This is a genomic window from Rhizobium sp. ZX09, assembly GCF_017357485.1.
In the GTDB taxonomy this organism is placed as follows: domain Bacteria; phylum Pseudomonadota; class Alphaproteobacteria; order Rhizobiales; family Rhizobiaceae; genus Agrobacterium; species Agrobacterium pusense.
Map to the genome: position 1 here is coordinate 1,226,035 of NZ_CP031363.1, position 20,620 is coordinate 1,246,654.

Below are 20,620 nucleotides of genomic sequence, written 5' to 3' on the forward strand. Positions count from 1 at the left end.
ACGCGGTGTCGTTACGACCACACCGCGTGTCGTATTCCCGAACGCCACATCTCCCCTCTCATGGTTTGCTGCACCCATGAAGTCATCTGCCCGCGGAGGAGCGGACAGGTACGGTGTTCAAACCATGGAGGAGATGGATATGAGCAGGAACAGAGGCGTCGTCTACATGCGGCCGGGCCAGGTCGAAGTCCGCGACATCGACGACCCGAAGCTTGAGGCGCCGGATGGCCGCCGCATCGAGCACGGTGTCATTCTCAAGGTGATTTCCACCAATATCTGCGGCTCCGACCAGCACATGGTGCGCGGCCGCACCACGGCGATGCCGGGCCTTGTTCTCGGTCATGAAATCACCGGCGAAGTCATTGAAAAAGGCGTCGATGTCGAGATGCTCGAAATTGGCGACATCGTTTCCGTGCCGTTCAACGTCGCCTGCGGCCGCTGCCGCTGCTGCAAGTCTCAGGATACCGGCGTGTGCCTCACAGTGAACCCGTCCCGCGCCGGCGGCGCTTATGGCTACGTCGACATGGGCGGCTGGATCGGTGGTCAGGCGAAATATGTCACCATCCCCTATGCCGATTTCAACCTGCTGAAATTCCCGGATCGTGACAAGGCGATGTCGAAGATCCGCGACCTCACCATGCTCTCCGACATTTTGCCAACCGGCTTCCACGGCGCAGTGAAGGCCGGTGTCGGCGTCGGCTCCACTGTTTATGTCGCCGGTGCCGGCCCGGTCGGCCTCGCGGCGGCCGCCTCCGCCCGCATTCTGGGTGCTGCGGTCGTCATGATCGGCGATTTTAACAAGGATCGTCTTGCCCACGCTGCGAAAGTCGGCTTCGAACCCGTCGATCTCTCGAAGGGCGACCGGCTGGGCGACATGATCGCCGAGATTGTCGGCACCAACGAGGTGGACAGCGCCATCGATGCGGTCGGCTTTGAAGCGCGCGGCCACGCAGGCGGCGAACAGCCGGCGATCGTTCTCAACCAGATGATGGAAATCACCCGCGCCGCCGGCTCGATCGGCATTCCCGGCCTTTATGTCACCGAAGATCCGGGCGCGGTGGATGATGCTGCCAAACAAGGCAGCCTGTCACTGCGTTTCGGCCTCGGTTGGGCGAAGGCGCAATCCTTCCACACCGGCCAGACACCGGTGCTGAAATATAACCGCCAGCTCATGCAGGCGATCCTGCACGACCGCCTGCCGATTGCCGACATCGTCAACGCCAGGATCATTGCGCTCGACGATGCCGTACAGGGCTATGAGAGCTTCGACCAGGGCGCAGCCACCAAGTTCGTGCTCGATCCGCATGGCGACCTGCTCAAGGCGGCCTGACGCCTGCACCGGAAAACCGGAGTAATGAAACCGCCCGCTATAAACGGGCGGTTTTCCATTGGCGCAAATGTCCCCTGCCGGAGACACTATTTTTCGCCTTCTTCCAGCGCCTCCAGCTCGGCCATCGCCTCGGAAGAAAGATAAGGCCTGAACAGGCTGGAGACCTGCCGCAGCCCCCACTCCAGTTGCTGCGACCCGAATTCGCTGACACCTTCCTGCAGATTAAGATAGGACGCCCAATAGGTTGAGACGATCCACAAATTCGTCAAAACCGCCTCGCGCTCCGGTTCGGGAATATCCACCAGCTCCGCATTCTGCATCCGAGTGACGATGTGGCCGACCGCCAGACGCATGGCGGCGCTTATGGTTCGGACGGGCTCCACCAGCCCCGGTGCCAACGCCACCAGACCGACAAGATCGCGAAAAAGGAAGCGGTAGTTCCAGACGAGAGAGAACCACTGCCGCAGAAAGCCGGCATAAGTCGCCGCAGCCGCCTCGTCCGCTCCGTCAACAGTCGCGACGAGCGCCAGCGCATCGTTTTCGAAGCGGGCGAACAAGGCAAGGACCAGCGATTCCTTGGTGCGGAAATGATAATAGAGATTTCCCTCGTTGATTTTCACATCGCCGGCGATTTCGGCCGTTGTCACACGGTCCGGGCCACGTTCGTTGAAGAGACCGAGTGTAACATCTAGAATTTTTTCACGTGTCAGGGATCGCCCCGGCCGTTTCGCGCCGTTCATCATAGAAATTTCACCCCACCATTGAAAATTAAGGCGTACACCTTAAATTACCGGTATAAGGTAAACACCTTAACAGCATGTTGCCATTGTTCAACGCGCATAAAGGACCCGCAGATGACCGACACCGGCCTTCGCAACCCCTCGCCCGAGGCGATCGGGACACAAACCGTATCGAAGCTCGCCACCGCGCGTCTCGCTCTCTCCATTATCCGCAATCCGTTGAAGGCGTTGCCGCCGGAAATCTTTCATGAACCTGCGGTTTTCACTCGCCTTGGCGATACGATGCGCGTGCATCTCGCCGATCCCGTTTTGATCCACGAGGCTCTGGTCAAGAATGCCCATCTGCTCGGCAAGGGTGAAGATGTGCGGCGCGTCCTCGGCCCGGCCCTCGGTCAGGGACTTCTGACCGCCGACGGAGACCATTGGAAATGGCAACGGCAATCCGTCGCGGGCGCTTTCCGCCACGAAAAGCTGTTGGATCTGCTTCCGGTCATGATCGAGACGGCACGACGCACGGAAACGCGCTGGCGCTCTCCTTCCATTGGTGACATCGACGTGGGCCACGAAATGATGCGAACCACGTTCGACATCATCGTCGAAACGATGATGTCCGGTGGACACGGAATTGATGTAGCGCGGGTCGAACAGAGCATTACCGATTATCTGAAACCGACAGGCTGGACCTTCGCGCTCACCATGCTGGGGGCGCCGGAATGGCTGCCTCATCCCGGCCGGCGCAAGGCCCGGATCGCCGTCGGTTATCTGCGCGAAAGCCTTGCGAAGGTGATTGCTGGACGGCGGAAAAATCCATCCGAAAGGAACGACCTCGTCTCGATGCTGCTGGAGGCCAGGGATCCTGAAACCGGACGCATGATGACCGACACGGAAATCGTCGACAATCTCCTGACATTCATCACCGCCGGCCACGAAACGACGGCGCTCGGTCTCGCATGGACGTTTCACCTTCTGTCGAAGAACCGGGAGACGGAGAGAAAAATCCTTGAGGAAATCGACACCGTCACCGCCGGTGAACCGGTCGCGGCGGAACATATCGCCGGCCTGACCTATACCCGACAGGTGTTCTCGGAAGCGATGCGGCTTTACCCGCCAGCTCCGGTCATCACACGCACGGCGCTTGAAGACTTCAGGCTCGGCGGGCATGATATTCCGGCGGGCACCGTTCTTTACGTGCCCATCTATGCCGTGCACCGCCACTCCGCCTTGTGGGACGAGCCCGAGCGCTTCGATCCGTCGCGCTTCGAACCGGAAAAGACGAAGGCGCGCCACCGCTATGCCTATATGCCATTCGGGGCGGGACCCCGCATCTGCATCGGCAATGCTTTTGCGATGATGGAAGCCGTCGCGATTCTGGCCGTTCTTCTGCAAGGCCTTCATCTGGAAAACAGGTCAACGGCAACTGCGGCACCGCTGATGCGGGTAACATTGCGGCCGGAAAGTCGCCTGACGATGCGGATCGTGCAACGGAAAAACAAATCGCCCGCGGCGTGAACCACCGCGGGCGATGAATGGAGGCCTCCTGGGTCACCGAACGGTGACGATCACAGGTCGACGTCGAGGATCGCCATCGAGAAATTGTAGGAACGGTCGCCGTCTTCGTCATCGATGTAAACGACGCCGAGAAACTCTTCGCCAAGATACACTTCGGCGGAATCGTCCTTGCGCGGACGCGCCTTGACCACCATCGTCGGGTTGAAGGTACGCTTGAAGTAGGCGTCGAGTTTTTTGATTTCGTCGGCTTTCACCACTATTCTCCTGTGCGGTTCGCGTTGGCCCGCTTTTGGCATGGGACAAAGGCCAAAGTAAAGTGAAAGCGGCAGGTCATCCGTGTCTTCCACACGGACGACGGCAAAAAAACCGGCCACCTGTCAACGCGGCAGTGCCGCTCAGATATCGGCTCCGATGAGCTGGTCCATCAGGCGCGAGGGTTCAGAACACCCTGCTTCTCCCACCACCCGCGCCGGCACGCCGGCAACCGTGGTCTTCGGCGGAACCGGCTTCAGCACCACAGATCCTGCGGCAATGCGCGAGCAGCTGCCGATTTCGATATTGCCGAGGATTTTCGCCCCTGCGCCGATCATCACACCGTTGGCGATCTTCGGGTGACGGTCCGCCCCTTCCTTGCCGGTGCCGCCGAGGGTGACGCCATGCAGGATAGAGACATTATCGCCGATGACTGCCGTTTCGCCGACCACCAGCCCGGTGGCGTGGTCGAGGAAGATGCCCTTGCCGATGCGTGCTGCGGGGTTGATATCGGTCTGGAAAATGCTGGAAGACCGGCTCTGCAGATAAAGCGCGAAATCCTTGCGGCCCTTCTGCAGCAGCCAGTGGGCAAGCCGATGGGTCTGGATGGCCTGGAAACCCTTGAAATAAAGCAGCGGTTCCATGAAGCGCGTGCAGGCCGGATCGCGATCGTAAACGGCCTGGATGTCGACGCGGAGAACGCTTCCCCATTCCGGCCAGTCATCCAGCATGTCCTGGAAGGTCTGACGCAACAGCACGGCCTGTATGTCCGGATGGTCGAGAAGTTCGCAGATACGGTAGATCACACATTCTTCGAGAGACCGGTGGTTGAGGATCGTCGAATAAAGAAAGGCTGAAAGCAGCGGATCCTGTGCGGCGGCGCTGCGCGCTTCATGCAGCAGGCTGCCCCAGATCGGGTCGACGATCGCCAGCTGTTCAGGCTGACGGGCCTCGGTACGTGCGACCATGAACGGTCTCCTCGTTTGCAGTGGTCGTTCTTTATACAGAAAAAGACGTGCATTAGAAATGGGATTCGAATGACGACTTTAAAGGCGGCACGGCTTCAGTTTTTCTTCATGCAGCTTGAAAAACCGTTTCTTGCCGAACTGCGCTTTGCCGCGCTTCTGCGCGGAAAGCCTGCCCCGTTTTTCCTCGAAAATGCGTCAACTCAGAACGAACGGTAGAAATCCAGCACCGCCGCCTTGAACACGCGGTCGCCGACGGCCAGCATGTGGTCGCGGCCGGGAATGTCGATCGCCCGCGCATGCGGCATGATGGCAGCGAGCTCTTCACCGGAGCCGGCAATATCGTCCTTCGTTCCGACCGCGATCAGCGTCGGCGCATCTATCTTTGCCGCCTGGTCGCGTGTGACGAGAACCCGCGATGTCTCGATGCAGGCGGCAAGCGCCAAGCGGTCGCTCTTCGTCTGATCGGCAAAGGCCCGGAACATGCGGCCGCGCTCATGGGTCACGACATCGAGCGAAGGCGCGAGAAGCGCCTCTGCGATCGGGTCCCAGTCGCCCACACCTTCGACCATGCCGATACCGAGCCCGCCGAAAACCAGAGAACGCACACGCTCGGGGTGCGCCATGGCCAGGAAGGCGGAAATGCGCGCCCCCATGGAGTAACCCATCACATGCGTCTCTGCGATGCCAAGATGGTTGAGCAGCGCCACCGCATCTTCGGCCATGACGGACGGATAATAGGCCTCCGTATCATGCGGCTTGTCGCTTGCGCCATGGCCGCGATTATCGATGGCGATCACCCGGTAGCCGGCATCTCCCAGCGTCTTCAGCCAGCCGGGATGGACCCAGTTGACGTTGGCGCTGGATGCAAAGCCATGGATCAGCAAAACCGGGTCTCCCGCCGGATCGCCTTCGTCAAAATATGCGAGGCGAAGGCCGTCATGGAAAAAATCGGAAAACTGCGGCGTGTTGAGATTCATCAAGGACATCCTTTTTGCCGGACCATATGGCAGGAATTAGCAATGTTGAACATGTTTTGCTGACGATTTTTATGGAGATGCAATGCGTTTGAGGCTACATATCCGCAACGACGAGCCGGCATGCGAAGACGGATTGCGGCTCTACAACGATATTGCATTTGGAGACGAACATGGCCGGGCATACCATTCCCCACTTCCAGAACGATGGCGGACACCGCATGATCGAGATCGGCGTCAAGGAATTCATGTGCACCGGCGCTTCCGTTCCTTACGATCATCCGCATATCTTCATCGATATGGGCGACGACAATGAGAAGGTCTGTTCCTACTGCTCCACCCTTTATCGCTACAATCCGTCGCTGAAGGCCGAGCAGACCAATCCTCCGGGCTGCGTTTTCCACGTGAAGGCTGCCTGACCTCCACTTTTCCTGATCGGGGCGCATCATGCCCATAAAATCCGTAGCCATTATCGGTGCCGGCATTGCCGGTCTCACCGCTGCCCTTGCTTTTGCCCGGCACGGTATAGACTGCGACATCATCGAACAGGCCGGCGAACTGACGGAAGTGGGCGCCGGCCTGCAGATTTCGCCCAATGCCGCCCGCATTCTCGCCACGCTTGGCGTGCTGCCTGCCATCGAGGCGCGTTGGACCGAGCCCGTCAGTGTCGAACTCGCCTCCGGAAAATCGCTCGCAACGCTGCTCTCCCTGCCTGTGGGCGCGGTGGCGCGTACGCGCTGGGGCGCTCCTTATGGCGTGCTGCACCGCTCCACCCTGCAAAGCGCACTTCTCCACGCGGTGACAGATAATCCCCTATGCCGGTTGCATCTCGGCAAACGCATCGAAAACGCGACGGCCGATGTGATTGCCGCAACCACATTCCGCGACCATGATCTGATTGTCGGCGCGGACGGTGTCTGGTCGGCGGCCCGCTTTGCCGTTCCTGCCGCTCCCACCGCCACCTTCTCCGGCAATGTCGCCTGGCGCTTCACCGTTGCCGCCAATGCCGTGCCGTCGGCCATCAACAAAAGCGCCGTCACAGCCTATCTCGGCTCGGGTGGCCATATCGTCGCCTATCCGCTGAAAGAAGTCGGCGGTTTCAACATTGTCGCCATCGCGCTTGGCGCCGATCCCGGCGCGACGTGGCGGGCGGAATCGAGCGGGCGGCAGAAAGCCCTGCTTCTTGAACAGTTTCGCGGCTTCAGCCCTGACATCGTCCGGTTGCTCGATTCGTCCGAAAACCCGACCTTCTGGCCGCTTTATCAGGCCGGCCCCGGCCGCTGGCACAATGGCCGGGACACGGTGCTGATCGGCGACGCAGCGCATGCCATGATGCCGTTCGCCGCCCAGGGGGCAGCCATGGCGATCGAGGATGCGTTTGAACTCGCGGGAACCATGGTGGGCAGCGATGCTTCAGCCACCCTGCCCGCGCCGCAGGCTCTTGCCGCCTTCGAGGCCCTGCGCCTGCCGCGCATAGAAAAGGCCCGCAAGCGGGCCTCTCTCAATCGTTTTGCCTATCACGCCACAGGCCCGGTGCGTATCGCGCGGGACTTCGTGTTTTCCACGCGTCCCACCGACGCCTTCGTGAAGGACTTCGACTGGCTCTACGGCTATCGCGCCAAGGGCTGAGATCAAACCGCGGCCGCGGCTGCAAAGCCGGCCTCGAGGTCCTTCTTGAGATCGGCGACATCCTCAAGCCCGATCTGCAGGCGGATGACCGGTCCCTCCGAGGGACCCTTGGCGATGGTCCTGTCGACAAGCGAGACCGAAACGGCAAGCGATTCGTAGCCGCCCCAGGAGTAACCGAGCCCGAAAAAGGTCAGCGCATTCAGGAACGCGGCCGCCGTCTGCTTGTATCTGCCTTCTTCCGCCTTCAGTACGAAGGAGAAGACGCCGCTTGCACCCTTGAAATCGCGCTTCCAGAGATCGTGCCCTGCAAAGCTCGGCAGCGCCGGATGCAGCACGCGCACGACGTCGTCCCGGCTCTCCAGCCATGTGGCGATGTCGAGCGCGCTTTTCTGATGGTGCGCCAGCCTGATTCCCATCGTGCGCATGCCGCGCAGGATCTGATAGGCATCGTCCGAAGTGACGCAGATTCCGAGATTGGTATTGGCCTGATAAAGCGCCTTCCAGTGCTTTTCATTGGCCGAGACGAAGCCCATCAGCACATCCGAATGGCCCGAGGGATATTTGGTGGCAGCGTGGATGGAAACATCGACGCCAAAATCCAAAGGTTTGAAATAAAGCGGCGTCGCCCAGGTATTGTCCATCGTCACAACACAATCATGCCGATGAGCGATATCGGTGATCAGCCTGACATCCTGAATTTCGAAGGTGTTGGAACCCGGCGCTTCCAGATGCACCAGCTTCGTGTTCGGCCGGATGAGAGCCTCTATGCCCTCCCCGATGGCCGGATCGTAATATTCCACTTCGACACCCAGCTTCTTCAGCATCGTATTGCAGAAGCGACGTGTCGGAAAATAAACGGAATCGACGATCAGCGCGTGGTCGCCAGCGCCGAGATAGGCAAGGAACGGGACCGTGATGGCCGCAAGGCCCGAAGGCACGAGAATGGTTCCGGCAGACCCTTCCAGCTCATTGACAAGATTGCAGAGCGCATCGGTCGTCGGCGTGCCGTGGGTGCCATAGGTATATTTCTGGTTTTCGGTCGAAAGCGTCTCCGCGTCGGGAAAAAGCACCGTCGAGCCACGCACGATTGGCGGATTGACGAAACCGAAACAGTCCGCGGGATCATTGCCGCCATGGGTGAGGCGCGTATTCACACCTGCGGCGGAAAGCAGGTCATTTGTCTTGGTCATTTCAGATCAGCTTTCGAAGGAACATTGACGCGTGCGACAATGCTGAGAGCGAACCGCAAGGTCAAGTCCCGCCCGGACGCAACAACCGCCGGGATTGATCCATCGCCAGCCAGAATACAACAAGTATACAAATACTGTGCAAGTGCAAATTTCCGCAAAAATATGCTTATATTTTCACCCTTTGCACACTTCACGACCAAATTTTGGAAAATTCCGTTTTATAGGCACAATTATTGCCCGCACGTCTTGACCCCGCTGCCAATTGCGATTGTGATAGAAAAAGCGGATCGAAAAGATCTCGCTGAAGGGGGAGCTGGGGCAGAACAAACATGCCGGTCCTCTTCCAAGTGACGATAACAAACAAAGGTTGGGAAAAATGAAAAAGGCAATTCTGTCGGCCGCCATCGGCGCAGCAGTTTTGGGAGGAGCCTCGGTCGCTTCGGCTGCGACGCTTCAGGATGTAAAGGGCAAGGGTTTCGTCACCTGCGGCGTCAGCGCCGGCATTCCGGGATTCTCCAATCCCGATGACAAGGGCGAGTGGTCCGGTATCGACGTGGACTATTGCCGTGGTATTGCCACAGCGGTTTTCGGCGATCCTTCGAAGGCCAAGTTCGTCGCACTTTCGAGCAAGGACCGATTCCCGGCTCTCCAGTCCGGTGAAGTCGACGTTCTGACCCGTAACACCACCTGGACGATCAGCCGCGACACGTCGCTGGGCTTCAACTTCCGTACCGTCAACTACTACGACGGCCAGGGCTTCATCGCCAAGAAGAGCCTCAACGTGAAGTCCGCTCTCGAGCTTTCCGGCGCCGCCGTCTGCGTACAGACCGGCACGACCACGGAGCTCAACCTCGCCGACTACTTCAAGACCAACAATCTGCAGTACAACCCGGTGGTTTTCGAAAAGGAAGCCGACGCGACCTCTGCTTATGATGCCGGCCGTTGCGACGTCTACACCACTGACCAGTCGGGCCTTTACGCGATCCGCCTGAAGCTGAAGAACCCGGAAGAAAACATCGTTCTGCCTGAAGTCATCTCCAAGGAGCCGCTTGGTCCGGCCGTTCGCCAGGGTGACGACCAGTGGTTCGACATCGTCAGCTGGGTTCACTACGCCATGGTCAATGCCGAAGAACTTGGCATCACCTCCAAGAACGTCGACGAGCAGAAGAACAGCGCAAATCCGGACGTGAAGCGCCTGCTCGGCACGGAAGAAGGCACCAAGATCGGTACCGATCTCGGCGTGACCAATGACTGGGCCTACAACATCATCAAGCTGGTGGGCAACTACGGCGAAGTCTTCGACCGCAACGTCGGCGCCGGCTCGCCTCTGAAGATCGAGCGCGGCCAGAACGCGCTCTGGACCAAGGGCGGCCTGCAATACGCACCGCCGGTCCGTTGATCGGCCCCATCATCGGCTAGATCATAAGGAGGCTGGGCAACACCCGGCCTCCGCTTCAAATTATATAAATAAGCTCGCAAAGAGCATATAAAAGGGAAAGGTGCCTATGGCAGGCAACGCGGTCAGTTCGCAACGATCGCGCGCGCAAAGCGCGTCGTCACTTATCTACGATCCACGCATACGCGGCATTTTTTACCAGGTCCTGACGGTCGTCATCCTGGCCGCCTTCGTCTGGGTCATCGTGACGAATACGATCACCAATCTTCAACGTTCAAACATTTCATCCGGCTTCGGGTTCCTCAACGGACGCGCCGGCTTCGACATCGGCCAGTCGCTGATCGCTTATACCAGCGACGCGACCTATGGCCGGGCGCTGCTCGTCGGCATTCTCAACACGATCCAGGTTGCGTTTTTTGGCATCATCGCCGCCTCGATCATCGGCTTCATCGTCGGTATCGCCCGGTTGTCCAACAACTGGCTGATCTCGAAGCTCGCGCAGGCCTATGTGGAAATCTTCCGCAACATTCCGCCGCTGCTCGTGATCTTCTTCTGGTACAAGGGCGTTATCTCGGTCCTGCCGCAGGCACGCGAATCGCTCGAGCTGCCGCTCGGCACCTACCTCAACAATCGTGGCTTCTTCTTTCCAAAACCGCTCTGGGGGGACGGAATCTGGCTCGTGCCGCTGGCCTTCCTTGTCGCCGTCGTCGTCAGCGTGCTTGTTTACCGCTGGGCGAAAGCCAGACAGGAAAAAACCGGACAGCAATTCCGCACCGGAATAACGATAACGCTGCTCGTCATCGGATTGCCGCTCGCCACGTTCCTCGCAATCGGCGCGCCGCTGACATTCGATTACCCCATCGCCGGACGCTTCAACCTTTCGGGCGGCGCCGTCGTCGCGCCTGAATTCATGTCGCTGTTCCTGGCGCTGTCCTTCTACACTGCCTCCTTCATCGCCGAGATCGTTCGCGGCGGCATCAAGGCCGTGGCGAAGGGGCAGACGGAAGCTGCCGACGCGCTTGGGCTTCGCTCCAGCACCACGACACGTCTCATCGTCGTGCCGCAGGCCATGCGCATCATCATTCCGCCGCTGACAAGTCAGTTCCTCAACCTCACCAAGAACTCGTCGCTTGCGGTCGCCGTCGGCTTTGCCGACATCGTCTCCGTTGGCGGTACGATCCTGAACCAGACGGGTCAGGCGGTTGAAGTCGTTGCCATCTGGCTGGTCATCTATCTCTCGCTGTCCCTGCTCACGGCCGTCGTCATGAACTGGTTCAACGCGAAAATGGCTCTGGTGGAGAGATGACGATGACGATCAGCAACCACGCCTTCGTGCGCCAGACCATTGAGGAAGCCCGCCCCGCGCCATCGAGCGCGGTGGGCGTAACCCACTGGCTGCGTACCAAGCTCTTCGCCACGCCCAAGGATACGGTGCTCACCGTCCTTGCTATTGCCCTCCTCGTCTATATCGTGCCGCCGATCATCGAGTGGCTGTTTATCGACGCGGTTTGGACCGGCATCGACCGTATTGCGTGTCTCACCGCTTCACAGGGCGGCGCGCTTCCGGACGGACAGTCCGGCGCCTGCTGGGCCTTTGTCTCGGCCAAGCTCGGACAATTCGTCTTCGGCCGTTACCCCATTGACGAGCGCTGGCGTCCCATCCTCGTGATGGTGACGTTCGCGATCCTGTTGGTCCCGATGCTCATACCGAAGGCGCCGTTCAAGCGTCTCAATGCGCTGGCGCTCTTCATCATCCTGCCCTTCATTGCGTTCTTCCTGCTCATCGGCGGCGTCTTCGGCCTGCCAAAGGTGGAAACGCAGCTCTGGGGCGGCCTGATGGTCACGCTCATCCTGTCCTTCTTCGGGATAACGGTGTCGCTGCCCTTCGGCATTCTTCTGGCTCTCGGCAGACGCTCGAACCTGCCGGTCATCAAGATGCTCTGCGTCCTCTTCATCGAGGTCATCAGAGGCATCCCGCTGATCACCGTCCTGTTCTTCGCCAGCATCATGCTGCCGCTGTTCCTGCCCGACGGCTGGACTTTCGACAAGTTCCTGCGTGCGCTGGTCGGCGTGTCGCTGTTCTCCTCCGCCTATATGGCGGAAGTGATCCGCGGCGGCCTGCAGGCCATTCCGAAGGGACAATATGAAGGTGCGGACTCGCTCGGCCTGAATTACTGGCAGAAGACGAGGCTGATCGTGCTGCCGCAGGCGCTGAAGCTCGTCATTCCGGGCATCGTCAACACCTTCATCGGGCTTTTCAAGGACACGTCGCTGGTCTCGATCATCGGCATGTTCGACCTGCTCGGTATTGTCACACTCAACCAATCGGATGCGAACTGGGCCACGCCCGTCACCGCCATGACTGGCTATATTTTCGCAGGCTTCGTATTCTGGATATTCTGCTTCGGCATGTCGCGATATTCGCTGTTCATGGAACGGCACCTCGACACCGGGCATAAACGATAAGGGACGCTCAAAATGGCAGAAACCCAGGCAAAAAAACTGACCGTCTCGGCGACGGACGTCGCAATCGAAATCACCGGCATGAACAAATGGTACGGCGATTTCCATGTGCTGCGTGATATCAACCTGAAGGTCATGAAGGGCGAGCGCATTGTCATCGCCGGTCCTTCCGGGTCGGGCAAATCGACCATGATCCGCTGCATCAACCGTCTGGAAGAGCACCAGTCGGGCAGCATCGTCGTTGATGGCATCGAGCTTACCAACGACCTCAAGAAGATCGACGAGGTGCGCCGCGAAGTTGGCATGGTGTTCCAGCACTTCAACCTCTTCCCGCATCTGACGATCCTCGAAAACTGCACGCTGGCGCCGATCTGGGTTCGCAAGATGCCCAAGAAGGAAGCCGAAGAAGTGGCGATGCACTATCTGAAGCGCGTGAAGATTCCCGAGCAGGCGCATAAATATCCGGGCCAGCTTTCCGGCGGTCAGCAGCAGCGTGTGGCGATTGCCCGCTCGCTCTGCATGAAGCCCAAGATCATGCTCTTCGATGAGCCGACCTCGGCGCTCGACCCGGAAATGGTCAAGGAGGTGCTTGATACCATGGTCAGCCTTGCAGAAGACGGCATGACCATGCTGTGCGTGACCCACGAAATGGGCTTTGCGCGTCAGGTCGCAAACCGCGTTATCTTCATGGACCAGGGCCAGATCGTCGAACAGAACTCGCCCGCCGAATTCTTCGACAATCCGCAGCACGAGCGTACCCGCCTGTTCCTCAGCCAGATACTGCACTGAGACCAAGCATCATCGGACGGGGCCTTTGGGCCCCGTTTCTTTATGACGACAACCCAGCTCCAGATCTGGCGTGATCGTTGGGCTTCTCATGACGCTGCGCTTCTCCCGTCCCAGAGTCACTTGCGTGAATCACTGCCCACCAACGCGTTCCCCCACATCATTCTCTTCCGTTAGAAGCGCAAAACCGCGGGACCAAGCACGCTTTAACCTTTTGTTACGAAACAAGAAACCTTGTTTTTCAGGGCTTCTGGCCACCCGTGTCATTTTTTTGTCAAATCATGCGTTTTTCCGCTTGCGGAGCAACCGGAGCCTGACTATAAGGGCGCCACACCACAAGCGCACGCGCCCTTCGTCTATCGGTTAGGACGTCAGATTTTCATTCTGAAAAGAGGGGTTCGACTCCCCTAGGGCGTGCCACTTGCTTTGCTGGTTACCTCCCACACGACGAAATCATTCGATAAAATCGCAATAATTCCAGCATCTCATCATTGCTGCGGAACCGATTTGCCATAGGCACGTTAGATGCCTGTCCCCCCGATGGAAGGCAAGCCGGACGAAATGCCGCCGCGCAATTCACCCGGCTTGCCTTTCCCCTCTCCGAGATCATCAGGAAGTCCCAAGCTTCGGCAGAGCGTTGCCAGCTCAACATCAAGATGCTGGGCTTTGCCCACTTGCACCGCATCGTCGTGTCCCGTGCCGCGCGAGATTGGAGCGGTAATTCAAGGATTTGGGCCGGTCCGACCGGGTTTTCCACAGCCCGTTCCGCCCTGCCAAAAAAACTCGCCGCAAAGCGAAAAAAATCAGTTTTTCCGCTTGCGGAGCAACCGGAGCCTGACTATAAGGGCGCCACACCACAAGCGCACGCGCCCTTCGTCTATCGGTTAGGACGTCAGATTTTCATTCTGAAAAGAGGGGTTCGACTCCCCTAGGGCGTGCCACTTGCTTCTTCCTTAAAATCAGCAGCATAAACGAAAATCTTCACGCATCGCGTAAAGATATCCCGTTGTAGTGCATAGGTCAGCGACAACCGTTGGCCGGTGACAGTCGAGATAGATTGGTGGCCCCTCTCAGGGCGCGAAAGCGGCGTCCAGAACACGCAGTTGAACCCGCCTTTGCCCCTGCCAGAGATCGGCGCCCACAGTACCCGCGACGTGAATATTCCGTCCGCGGGCATTCATGAGCATCTGTCCCAGGGGCGCCTCGGCGGCGCGGAACGCGATTCCGTCCAGCCGTGAGCCATCCATGGCCTCCAGCGTGATCTTGACGTGGGATGTGCCCACCAGCCGCACATCACGCAGGCGATGCGCCGGAACAGCAAAGATCGGCTGAGAATGACCGGAACCATAGGGACCGGCCTGTTCTAGCTGGTCGACAAGCTGCAACGTAGCCCCCGAAGCGCCGATGGCGCCATCAATCTTCAATACGCTGCTCTCTACCAGCTCGTTTACGGTCTTTGCCGCGGCTTCTTCGAAAAAGGTCCTGAGCTTGCCGAGATTGGCGCGCTCAACCGTGAGGCCTGCCGCCATGGCGTGACCGCCGCCCTTGACCAGCAGGCCGGCCTCCACGGCAGCGCGCACCATCCGCCCCATGTCGAAGCCGGCGATCGAACGGCCGGAGCCGGTGCCCTTGCCGGAGGGATCGAAGGCAATGGCAAAAGCCGGGCGGCGGAAGCGATCCTTCAGGCGCGAGGCCAACAAGCCGACAATGCCGGGGTGCCAGTTTTCACGCGCGGTGACAATAACACCGGCACCCGAGCCGTCGCCATATTCGAACAGGGCCTCCGCTTCGGCCTCCGCAAGCATCGCCGCTTCCATCGCCTGTCGCTCGCGGTTCAGCTCGTCCAGCCGCTCGGCAATCACCTCGGCCTGCGAGGAATCATCGATCGTCAACAATCGGCTGCCGAGCGCAGCGTCGCCAATACGCCCCCCGGCGTTGATGCGGGGCCCGATCAGGAAACCGAAATGATAGGGTGTCACAGGCCCGCCCAGCCCCGCCTTCTTGAACAGCGCGGCAAGGCCGGCATTTTTCATGTGGCGTGCGGCAATCAGGCCCTTCACCACATAGGCGCGGTTCAGCCCTTTCAGGGGAACCACATCGCAGACCGTCGCAAGCGCAACGATGTCGAGCAATGACAGCAGATCGAGCGTGAAGGCCTGGCGGTGCCGCCTGTCCTTGAGAACGCGAAGCGTGGCGACGAGCACGAGGAACACCACGCCGGCGGCACAGAGATGCCCCTGCCCCGACAGATCGTCCTCCCGGTTGGGATTGACCAGCGCCACCGCCGGCGGCAGTTCCGTACCCACCTGATGGTGGTCTATGACCACAACGTCCGTTCGTGCCTCTTTTGCCGCCTCGAGCGATTCATGGCTGGTGGATCCGCAGTCCACCGTCACGATCAGCGTCGCGCCATTGGCGGCCAGCTGCTGCATCGCCGCCGGGTTAGGCCCGTAACCCTCGAAAATTCTGTCGGGAATGTAGATCTCGGGCGTCAGCCCGAAATGTGCAAGAAACCGGTACATCAACGCGGAGGAAGCAGCGCCGTCGACATCGTAATCACCGAAGATCGCCACCTTCTCACCCGCTTCAATGGCGCGCACAAGCCGCTCGGCGGCCTTCTCGCAATCGGTCAGCACATGCGGGTCGGGCATCAGGGAGCGAATGGTGGGATCAAGGAACGCCAGGGCATCATCCACCCCCACACCGCGCCCGGCGAGCACCCGGGCGATCAGTTCCGGAATACCGTGGACCTGGGACATGGCCAGCGCACGGTTCTGCCCGGCCTGATCCAGCCGAGACACCCACCGCTGTTCTGTTGCCGACCGCTCCACGCTTAAAAATGCGCGGGCCACGGTATCGGCCGGCTCCATCATTACCATCCTGTCCATTCGTCCTGTCATTCGCGCCAACAGGCGCTCTAATGGTTAGAACGGGCTAAATGGCGATGCTGCGTTTTTCAAGCAAAAACGCGCCTTGACGAAATCACGTCGAGAAAATCGAGAAAAAAGGGCTGACAATCGAGACGGCCGCGACAAGCAGCAGCAGCGAAAATACCGCGAGCGAACACCAGTTACGCTCATATTCGGCCATATCGAATTCCATGCTGCGAATATTGTCATTGGCATTGTGCGGCCGCGCCCGGTGATGGCTCGCCGGAGCGCCCTGGCGCTTGTTGTCCTTGAACAGGATGATCGATGTCACGGCCACGCCTCCCTCGCTTGGTGAACACGATTAACCATAAGGCCGAATCGCCCTGCTTTCCAGCGCTTCACGCACCGTCCCCTCAAATTTTGCGGCCGCCAGACCGCAGGAAGGCGCCGGTCCCCCAAGCAACAGAAAACCGCGTTTCCGGATGGAAACGCGGTTTTTGATCTCACGACAGTAGCGTCGCGCTTCAGGTCCGCTCGATGCGGATGACCTGGGGCTCGCTGACGAGATATTTCTCGTTCTTGATCGCTTTTACCGCCTTGCGGATCGCATCTTCCATTGTCGCGTGCGTAACAAGGATGATTGTCTGCGGCGCGCCTTCCACGTGCACGCGCTGGCGCTGCACGATGGATTCCAGCGAAATGTTATTGTCAGCCATGCGGCTGGCGATGGAGGCGAACACACCGGCCTGATCCTTCACCGTCAGGCGGATGAAGTAACCGCCCTCGTGGCTCTTCATCTTGGCGCGGCGATAGTCCGTCAGCGATTTCGCCGGACGGCCGAGCACCGGCACACGCTGTGCACCGGGACGGCTCTTGGCGATATCAGCGATATCGCCAAGCACGGCGGATGCCGTGGCGTTGCCGCCGGCGCCGGGTCCGACCATCAGCAATTCACCGAGAATGTCGGATTCGATCGCCACGGCGTTGGTGACGCCATCGACCTGCGCGATGACGGAATCGAGCGGCACCATGGTGGGATGGACGCGCTGCTCGATACCGGATTCGGTGACCTGCGCCACGCCGAGAAGCTTGATGCGATAGCCTAGATCGGCAGCCGCCTGGATGTCCTCGATCGAAATATTGGTGATGCCTTCGAGATAAATGTCGTCGGCAGCGATCTTGTTGCCGAAGGCAAGCGTGGTCAAAATGGAAAGCTTGTGCGCGGTGTCGTTACCTTCGATATCGAAGGCGGGATCAGCCTCTGCATATCCCAGCCGCTGCGCTTCCTTCAGACAGGCCTCGAAGGACAGGCCTTCTTTCTCCATCTTTGTGAGGATGTAGTTGCAGGTGCCGTTCATGATGCCATAGATGCGCGTCACGTGATTGCCGGTCAGCGATTCACGCAGGGCCTTGATGACGGGAATGCCGCCAGCGACCGCCGCCTCGAAGTTCAGAAGCGCGCCCTTGTCTTCGGCAATGGTCGCCAGTTCGACACCATGCTTGGCCAGCAGCGCCTTGTTGGCTGTCACCACATGGAGACCGCGCGACAGCGCTGCCCGCACCGCATTTTCGGCCTGTCCGGAAGCACCGCCGACCAGTTCGACAAACACATCGATGTCGGCTTCGCTCGCCATCTGTTCAGGCGTGTCGAACCAGGTAATACCCGTGAGATCAATGCCGCGGTCACGCGAACGATCGCGCGCGCTTACGGCAATAATCTCAATTGCGCGTCCGCAGGTAATCGCAAGTTCGTTGCTTCTCTGCTGGAGGATGCGCACGAGCGAAGCGCCGACAGTGCCGAGCCCCGCTATGCCGATTCTCAATGAATCTGCCATGGGTATGTTCCTGATTGCTGGTGATGGTGGCGGCCGAGACCCGGCCGCCCTGGGTTTGCCCTTATCTGTGGGCGTTGAGCGAAACGACGTTGTGCATCGTCTCGTCTGCTGTCGACAGGAAACGCTTCAGATTGCGCGCTGCCTGACGAATTCGATGCTCGTTTTCCACGAGCGCGAGACGGACGTAATCATCGCCCATCTCGCCGAAGCCGATGCCGGGAGCAACGGCAATATCGGCCTTCTCGACCAGAAGCTTGGAGAATTCCAGGCTGCCGAGATGGCGGAATTTTTCCGGGATCTTCGCCCAGGCGAACATGGTGGCCGCCGGCGGCGGTACTTCGAAGCCCGCCTTGCCGAAGGTGTCGACCATGACATCGCGACGGCGGCGATAGACATTGCGCACTTCGGCAATGTCCGAGCCGTCACCGTTCAGTGCATGGGTCGCAGCAACCTGGATGGGTGTGAAGGCGCCGTAATCGAGATAAGACTTCACGCGGGTCAGCGCCGCGATCAGCCGCTCGTTGCCAACGGCAAAGCCCATGCGCCAGCCGGGCATGGAAAACGTCTTCGACATGGAAGTGAATTCCACCGCAACGTCGATCGCACCGGGAACCTCGAGAACGGAGGGCGGCGGATTGCTTTCGTCGAAATAGATTTCCGAATAGGCAAGGTCGGAAAGCACGATGATCTCGTGCTTCTTCGCAAAGGCGATGACGTCCTTGTAGAAATCGAGCGACGCGACATGCGCCGTCGGGTTCGAAGGATAATTGACGATCAGCGCCAGCGGCTTCGGAATGGAGTGGCGCACGGCGCGCTCTAGCGGCCCGAAGAAGCTGTCGTCAGGCTCGACATTCATCGAGCGGATAACGCCGCCCGCCATCAGGAAGCCGAAGGCATGGATCGGATAGGTCGGGTTCGGACACAGGATCACGTCACCCGGCGCGGTGATGGCCTGTGCCATGTTGGCGAAACCTTCCTTGGAGCCGAGCGTGGCGACGACCTGCGTGTCGGGGTTCAGTTTAACGCCGAAACGGCGGGCATAATAGGCCGCCTGCGCGCGGCGAAGACCGGGAATGCCCTTGGACGAGGAATAACGATGGGTACGAGGGTCCTGAACGACCTCGCAAAGTTTGTCGACGATGGCCTTCGGGGTCGGAAGGTCGGGATTGCCCATGCCGAGATCGATGATATCGGCCCCGGCCGCTCGCGCGCTCGCTTTCAAACGGTTGACCTGTTCGAAGACGTATTGCGGCAGACGCCGGACCTTGTGAAACTCTTCCATCTCTTTCCTCATGGGAATGGACCGGTTCTTCCGGTCCATAACGAAGGTTCGTTTTTGTTGTTAAACGCCGCCGACACGAACCGACCCGGCAGGCGTTATTCATTGTAGCGCAAAGCACGGGAAAACCCACAAGGGTTTTCTCGGGCCAACGCCGCCTAGCGGTGATCCGCCCGTCCTACCGGCACCGCCTTTTCAAGCCCTTCGGCAAGGCGGATCGCGCACTATGATCAGGGAACTTGCATAACGCCAGATTCTGGGAAAATGCAAGGCAAGCCATGCTCAAGAACGGCCATTCCTGTCGTTCAGCCGCGCTCGCCCTTCACAATTGCCGCGCGGATGACCGAAAGCACGCGCTCCGGCTTGATATCCGTGCAGACCAGCTGGCTCGGATGCCCGTCCCAGTCGCCCGGCGGAAAAGCGCGTCCGTCTGGCTTCTGGATGGTCTGGCCGTCGGCAAGACCGCCGCAGACGACACGCACCGGGCCGCTGCGGGTGGTAAACAGTTCCGGCGCGACGAGATAAACACAGGCGCAGCTGTCGTGCACCACCATGCCGTCACCGGTACGGGTCTTGTAGAAATCGATGTAGAATTGCGACAGGTCCGAAAGCAGCTGCACCGGCTTGCCGCCCGCCTCTGCCATCTCAGCCATGAAGGCGCTGGTCATCACGGTTTTTGTCGTGACATCGAGACCGACAACAACCACGCGCCACGGCGCGGTGAAGACAAGATCGGCCGCTTCCGGATCGCCATGAATATTGGCCTCGGCCGCCGGCGAGACATTGCCGTTGATGTCGAAGGCGCCGCCCATGACGATGACGTCCTTCACCAGCGCCGCGAAATCAGGTTCTTCGCGCAAAGCCAGCGCCAGATTGGTCATGCGGCCAACGGCAATAAGCGTCACTTCACCGGGATTGGCCTTGACCGTCTCGATGATGAAGCGATGCGCGGGCCGCGGGTCGAGCGGCAGGTCGATGGTCGCTGGAATGTCGATATCGCCAAGGCCGTTTTCACCATGGATGAAGGTCGGCCAGTGGCCTTCCTTGCGGGCCGGATCGAAGGTCACGCCCGCCCCTTTCGCGACCGGCGCGGTCATCTGCCATTCCCGCTTGAGGAAAAGCGCATTGCGGGTGGTGATGTCGATGGGCGCATTGCCGAAAACGGTGGTGACGCCGATCAGATCGATATCGGGGTGGCGGTGCAGGAACAGAAGCGCCATGGCATCATCCACACCGGGGTCCGTATCGAATATCACTTTATGCATAATGCCCTCATCCACATGTGTCAGGCGCCATCCGTCGTTCCGGCGACGCGCCACGGAAACATAACGATAAGCGGCCACACCGCAATCCCCTGCCCGTTGCGGGATGCAGAGAAAGAGATTGCGCCATGGCCCTT

The 20,620-nt window shown here is 59.6% G+C and carries 18 protein-coding genes and 2 tRNA genes; 10 read left to right on the forward strand and 10 right to left on the reverse strand.

The window, feature by feature from the left end:
* Nucleotides 1-139 precede the first annotated feature (139 nt).
* Nucleotides 140-1,330, forward strand: a complete 1,191-nt coding sequence (fdhA, locus tag BTN45_RS05975) for a formaldehyde dehydrogenase, glutathione-independent (protein ID WP_035208897.1) — start codon at nucleotides 140-142, stop codon at nucleotides 1,328-1,330.
* An 86-nt stretch (nucleotides 1,331-1,416) separates the two neighbouring features.
* Here fdhA and BTN45_RS05980 read toward each other — a convergent pair whose 3' ends face one another.
* Nucleotides 1,417-2,073, reverse strand: coding sequence for a TetR/AcrR family transcriptional regulator (locus BTN45_RS05980; RefSeq protein ID WP_207589288.1), 657 nt, complete (start codon nucleotides 2,071-2,073; stop codon nucleotides 1,417-1,419).
* Between the two features lie 111 nt (nucleotides 2,074-2,184).
* Between BTN45_RS05980 and BTN45_RS05985 the strand changes: the two genes are divergently transcribed.
* Complete coding sequence (locus tag BTN45_RS05985) at nucleotides 2,185-3,579, forward strand: cytochrome P450 (RefSeq protein ID WP_207589290.1); 1,395 nt, start codon at nucleotides 2,185-2,187, stop codon at nucleotides 3,577-3,579.
* A 50-nt stretch (nucleotides 3,580-3,629) separates the two neighbouring features.
* Here BTN45_RS05985 and BTN45_RS05990 read toward each other — a convergent pair whose 3' ends face one another.
* The 3 genes from BTN45_RS05990 to BTN45_RS06000 form a co-directional block, all read right to left on the reverse strand.
* Nucleotides 3,630-3,833, reverse strand: coding sequence for a DUF3126 family protein (locus BTN45_RS05990; RefSeq protein ID WP_003524869.1), 204 nt, complete (start codon nucleotides 3,831-3,833; stop codon nucleotides 3,630-3,632).
* Nucleotides 3,834-3,974: 141 nt separating this feature from the next.
* Nucleotides 3,975-4,799: a serine O-acetyltransferase gene (cysE, locus tag BTN45_RS05995; RefSeq protein ID WP_004441918.1), complete on the reverse strand. Its 825-nt coding sequence runs from the start codon at nucleotides 4,797-4,799 to the stop codon at nucleotides 3,975-3,977.
* Nucleotides 4,800-4,999: 200 nt separating this feature from the next.
* On the reverse strand, nucleotides 5,000-5,776 hold the full coding sequence (locus tag BTN45_RS06000) for an alpha/beta hydrolase (protein WP_004441923.1): 777 nt from the start codon (nucleotides 5,774-5,776) through the stop codon (nucleotides 5,000-5,002).
* A gap of 170 nt (nucleotides 5,777-5,946) precedes the next feature.
* Between BTN45_RS06000 and BTN45_RS06005 the strand changes: the two genes are divergently transcribed.
* Together BTN45_RS06005 and BTN45_RS06010 are read left to right on the forward strand one after the other, a co-directional pair.
* A complete protein-coding gene (locus BTN45_RS06005; RefSeq protein ID WP_004441925.1) occupies nucleotides 5,947-6,192 on the forward strand; it encodes a zinc-finger domain-containing protein in 246 nt (81 codons plus the stop codon).
* Nucleotides 6,193-6,220: 28 nt separating this feature from the next.
* Nucleotides 6,221-7,402 carry an FAD-dependent monooxygenase gene (locus BTN45_RS06010; RefSeq protein WP_207589292.1) on the forward strand — a complete coding sequence of 394 codons (1,182 nt, stop codon included), beginning with the start codon at nucleotides 6,221-6,223 and terminating at the stop codon, nucleotides 7,400-7,402.
* A gap of 2 nt (nucleotides 7,403-7,404) precedes the next feature.
* Here the strand turns inward: BTN45_RS06010 and BTN45_RS06015 are convergent, their stop codons facing one another.
* Entirely contained in the window at nucleotides 7,405-8,592 is a 1,188-nt protein-coding gene (locus BTN45_RS06015; protein WP_006697412.1) for a cystathionine beta-lyase, read from the reverse strand.
* 376 nt (nucleotides 8,593-8,968) lie between these two features.
* Here BTN45_RS06015 and BTN45_RS06020 point away from each other — a divergent pair, with 376 nt between their 5' ends.
* The 6 genes from BTN45_RS06020 to BTN45_RS06045 all read left to right on the forward strand — a co-directional run bounded on the left by BTN45_RS06020 (nucleotide 8,969) and on the right by BTN45_RS06045 (nucleotide 14,178).
* On the forward strand, nucleotides 8,969-9,991 hold the full coding sequence (locus BTN45_RS06020) for an amino acid ABC transporter substrate-binding protein (RefSeq protein ID WP_004441929.1): 1,023 nt from the start codon (nucleotides 8,969-8,971) through the stop codon (nucleotides 9,989-9,991).
* A gap of 106 nt (nucleotides 9,992-10,097) precedes the next feature.
* The gene (locus tag BTN45_RS06025) at nucleotides 10,098-11,294 is read left to right on the forward strand and encodes an amino acid ABC transporter permease (protein WP_004441931.1); all 1,197 of its coding nucleotides are present in this window, start codon (nucleotides 10,098-10,100) and stop codon (nucleotides 11,292-11,294) included.
* 2 nt (nucleotides 11,295-11,296) lie between these two features.
* The gene (locus BTN45_RS06030) at nucleotides 11,297-12,454 is read left to right on the forward strand and encodes an amino acid ABC transporter permease (protein WP_207589294.1); all 1,158 of its coding nucleotides are present in this window, start codon (nucleotides 11,297-11,299) and stop codon (nucleotides 12,452-12,454) included.
* Between the two features lie 12 nt (nucleotides 12,455-12,466).
* Nucleotides 12,467-13,240, forward strand: a complete 774-nt coding sequence (locus tag BTN45_RS06035) for an amino acid ABC transporter ATP-binding protein (protein ID WP_004441935.1) — start codon at nucleotides 12,467-12,469, stop codon at nucleotides 13,238-13,240.
* A 342-nt stretch (nucleotides 13,241-13,582) separates the two neighbouring features.
* Nucleotides 13,583-13,657 (forward strand) — tRNA-Glu (locus BTN45_RS06040).
* A 446-nt stretch (nucleotides 13,658-14,103) separates the two neighbouring features.
* Nucleotides 14,104-14,178: transfer RNA gene (locus BTN45_RS06045), tRNA-Glu, on the forward strand.
* A 129-nt stretch (nucleotides 14,179-14,307) separates the two neighbouring features.
* On the opposite strand, the gene recJ is transcribed toward BTN45_RS06045, so the two are convergent.
* The 5 genes from recJ to BTN45_RS06070 all read right to left on the reverse strand — a co-directional run bounded on the left by recJ (nucleotide 14,308) and on the right by BTN45_RS06070 (nucleotide 20,486).
* Nucleotides 14,308-16,116 (reverse strand): single-stranded-DNA-specific exonuclease RecJ, encoded by a 1,809-nt coding sequence (gene recJ, locus BTN45_RS06050; RefSeq protein ID WP_246751683.1) that lies wholly within the window; start codon nucleotides 16,114-16,116, stop codon nucleotides 14,308-14,310.
* A 103-nt stretch (nucleotides 16,117-16,219) separates the two neighbouring features.
* A complete protein-coding gene (locus tag BTN45_RS06055) occupies nucleotides 16,220-16,444 on the reverse strand; it encodes a hypothetical protein (RefSeq protein WP_022556200.1) in 225 nt (74 codons plus the stop codon).
* A gap of 187 nt (nucleotides 16,445-16,631) precedes the next feature.
* Entirely contained in the window at nucleotides 16,632-17,942 is a 1,311-nt protein-coding gene (locus BTN45_RS06060) for a homoserine dehydrogenase (protein WP_004441941.1), read from the reverse strand.
* Between the two features lie 61 nt (nucleotides 17,943-18,003).
* A complete protein-coding gene (locus BTN45_RS06065) occupies nucleotides 18,004-19,224 on the reverse strand; it encodes an LL-diaminopimelate aminotransferase (RefSeq protein ID WP_004441943.1) in 1,221 nt (406 codons plus the stop codon).
* A 302-nt stretch (nucleotides 19,225-19,526) separates the two neighbouring features.
* Nucleotides 19,527-20,486, reverse strand: coding sequence for a nucleoside hydrolase (locus BTN45_RS06070; protein ID WP_207589295.1), 960 nt, complete (start codon nucleotides 20,484-20,486; stop codon nucleotides 19,527-19,529).
* Between the last annotated feature and the right edge of the window lie 134 nt (nucleotides 20,487-20,620).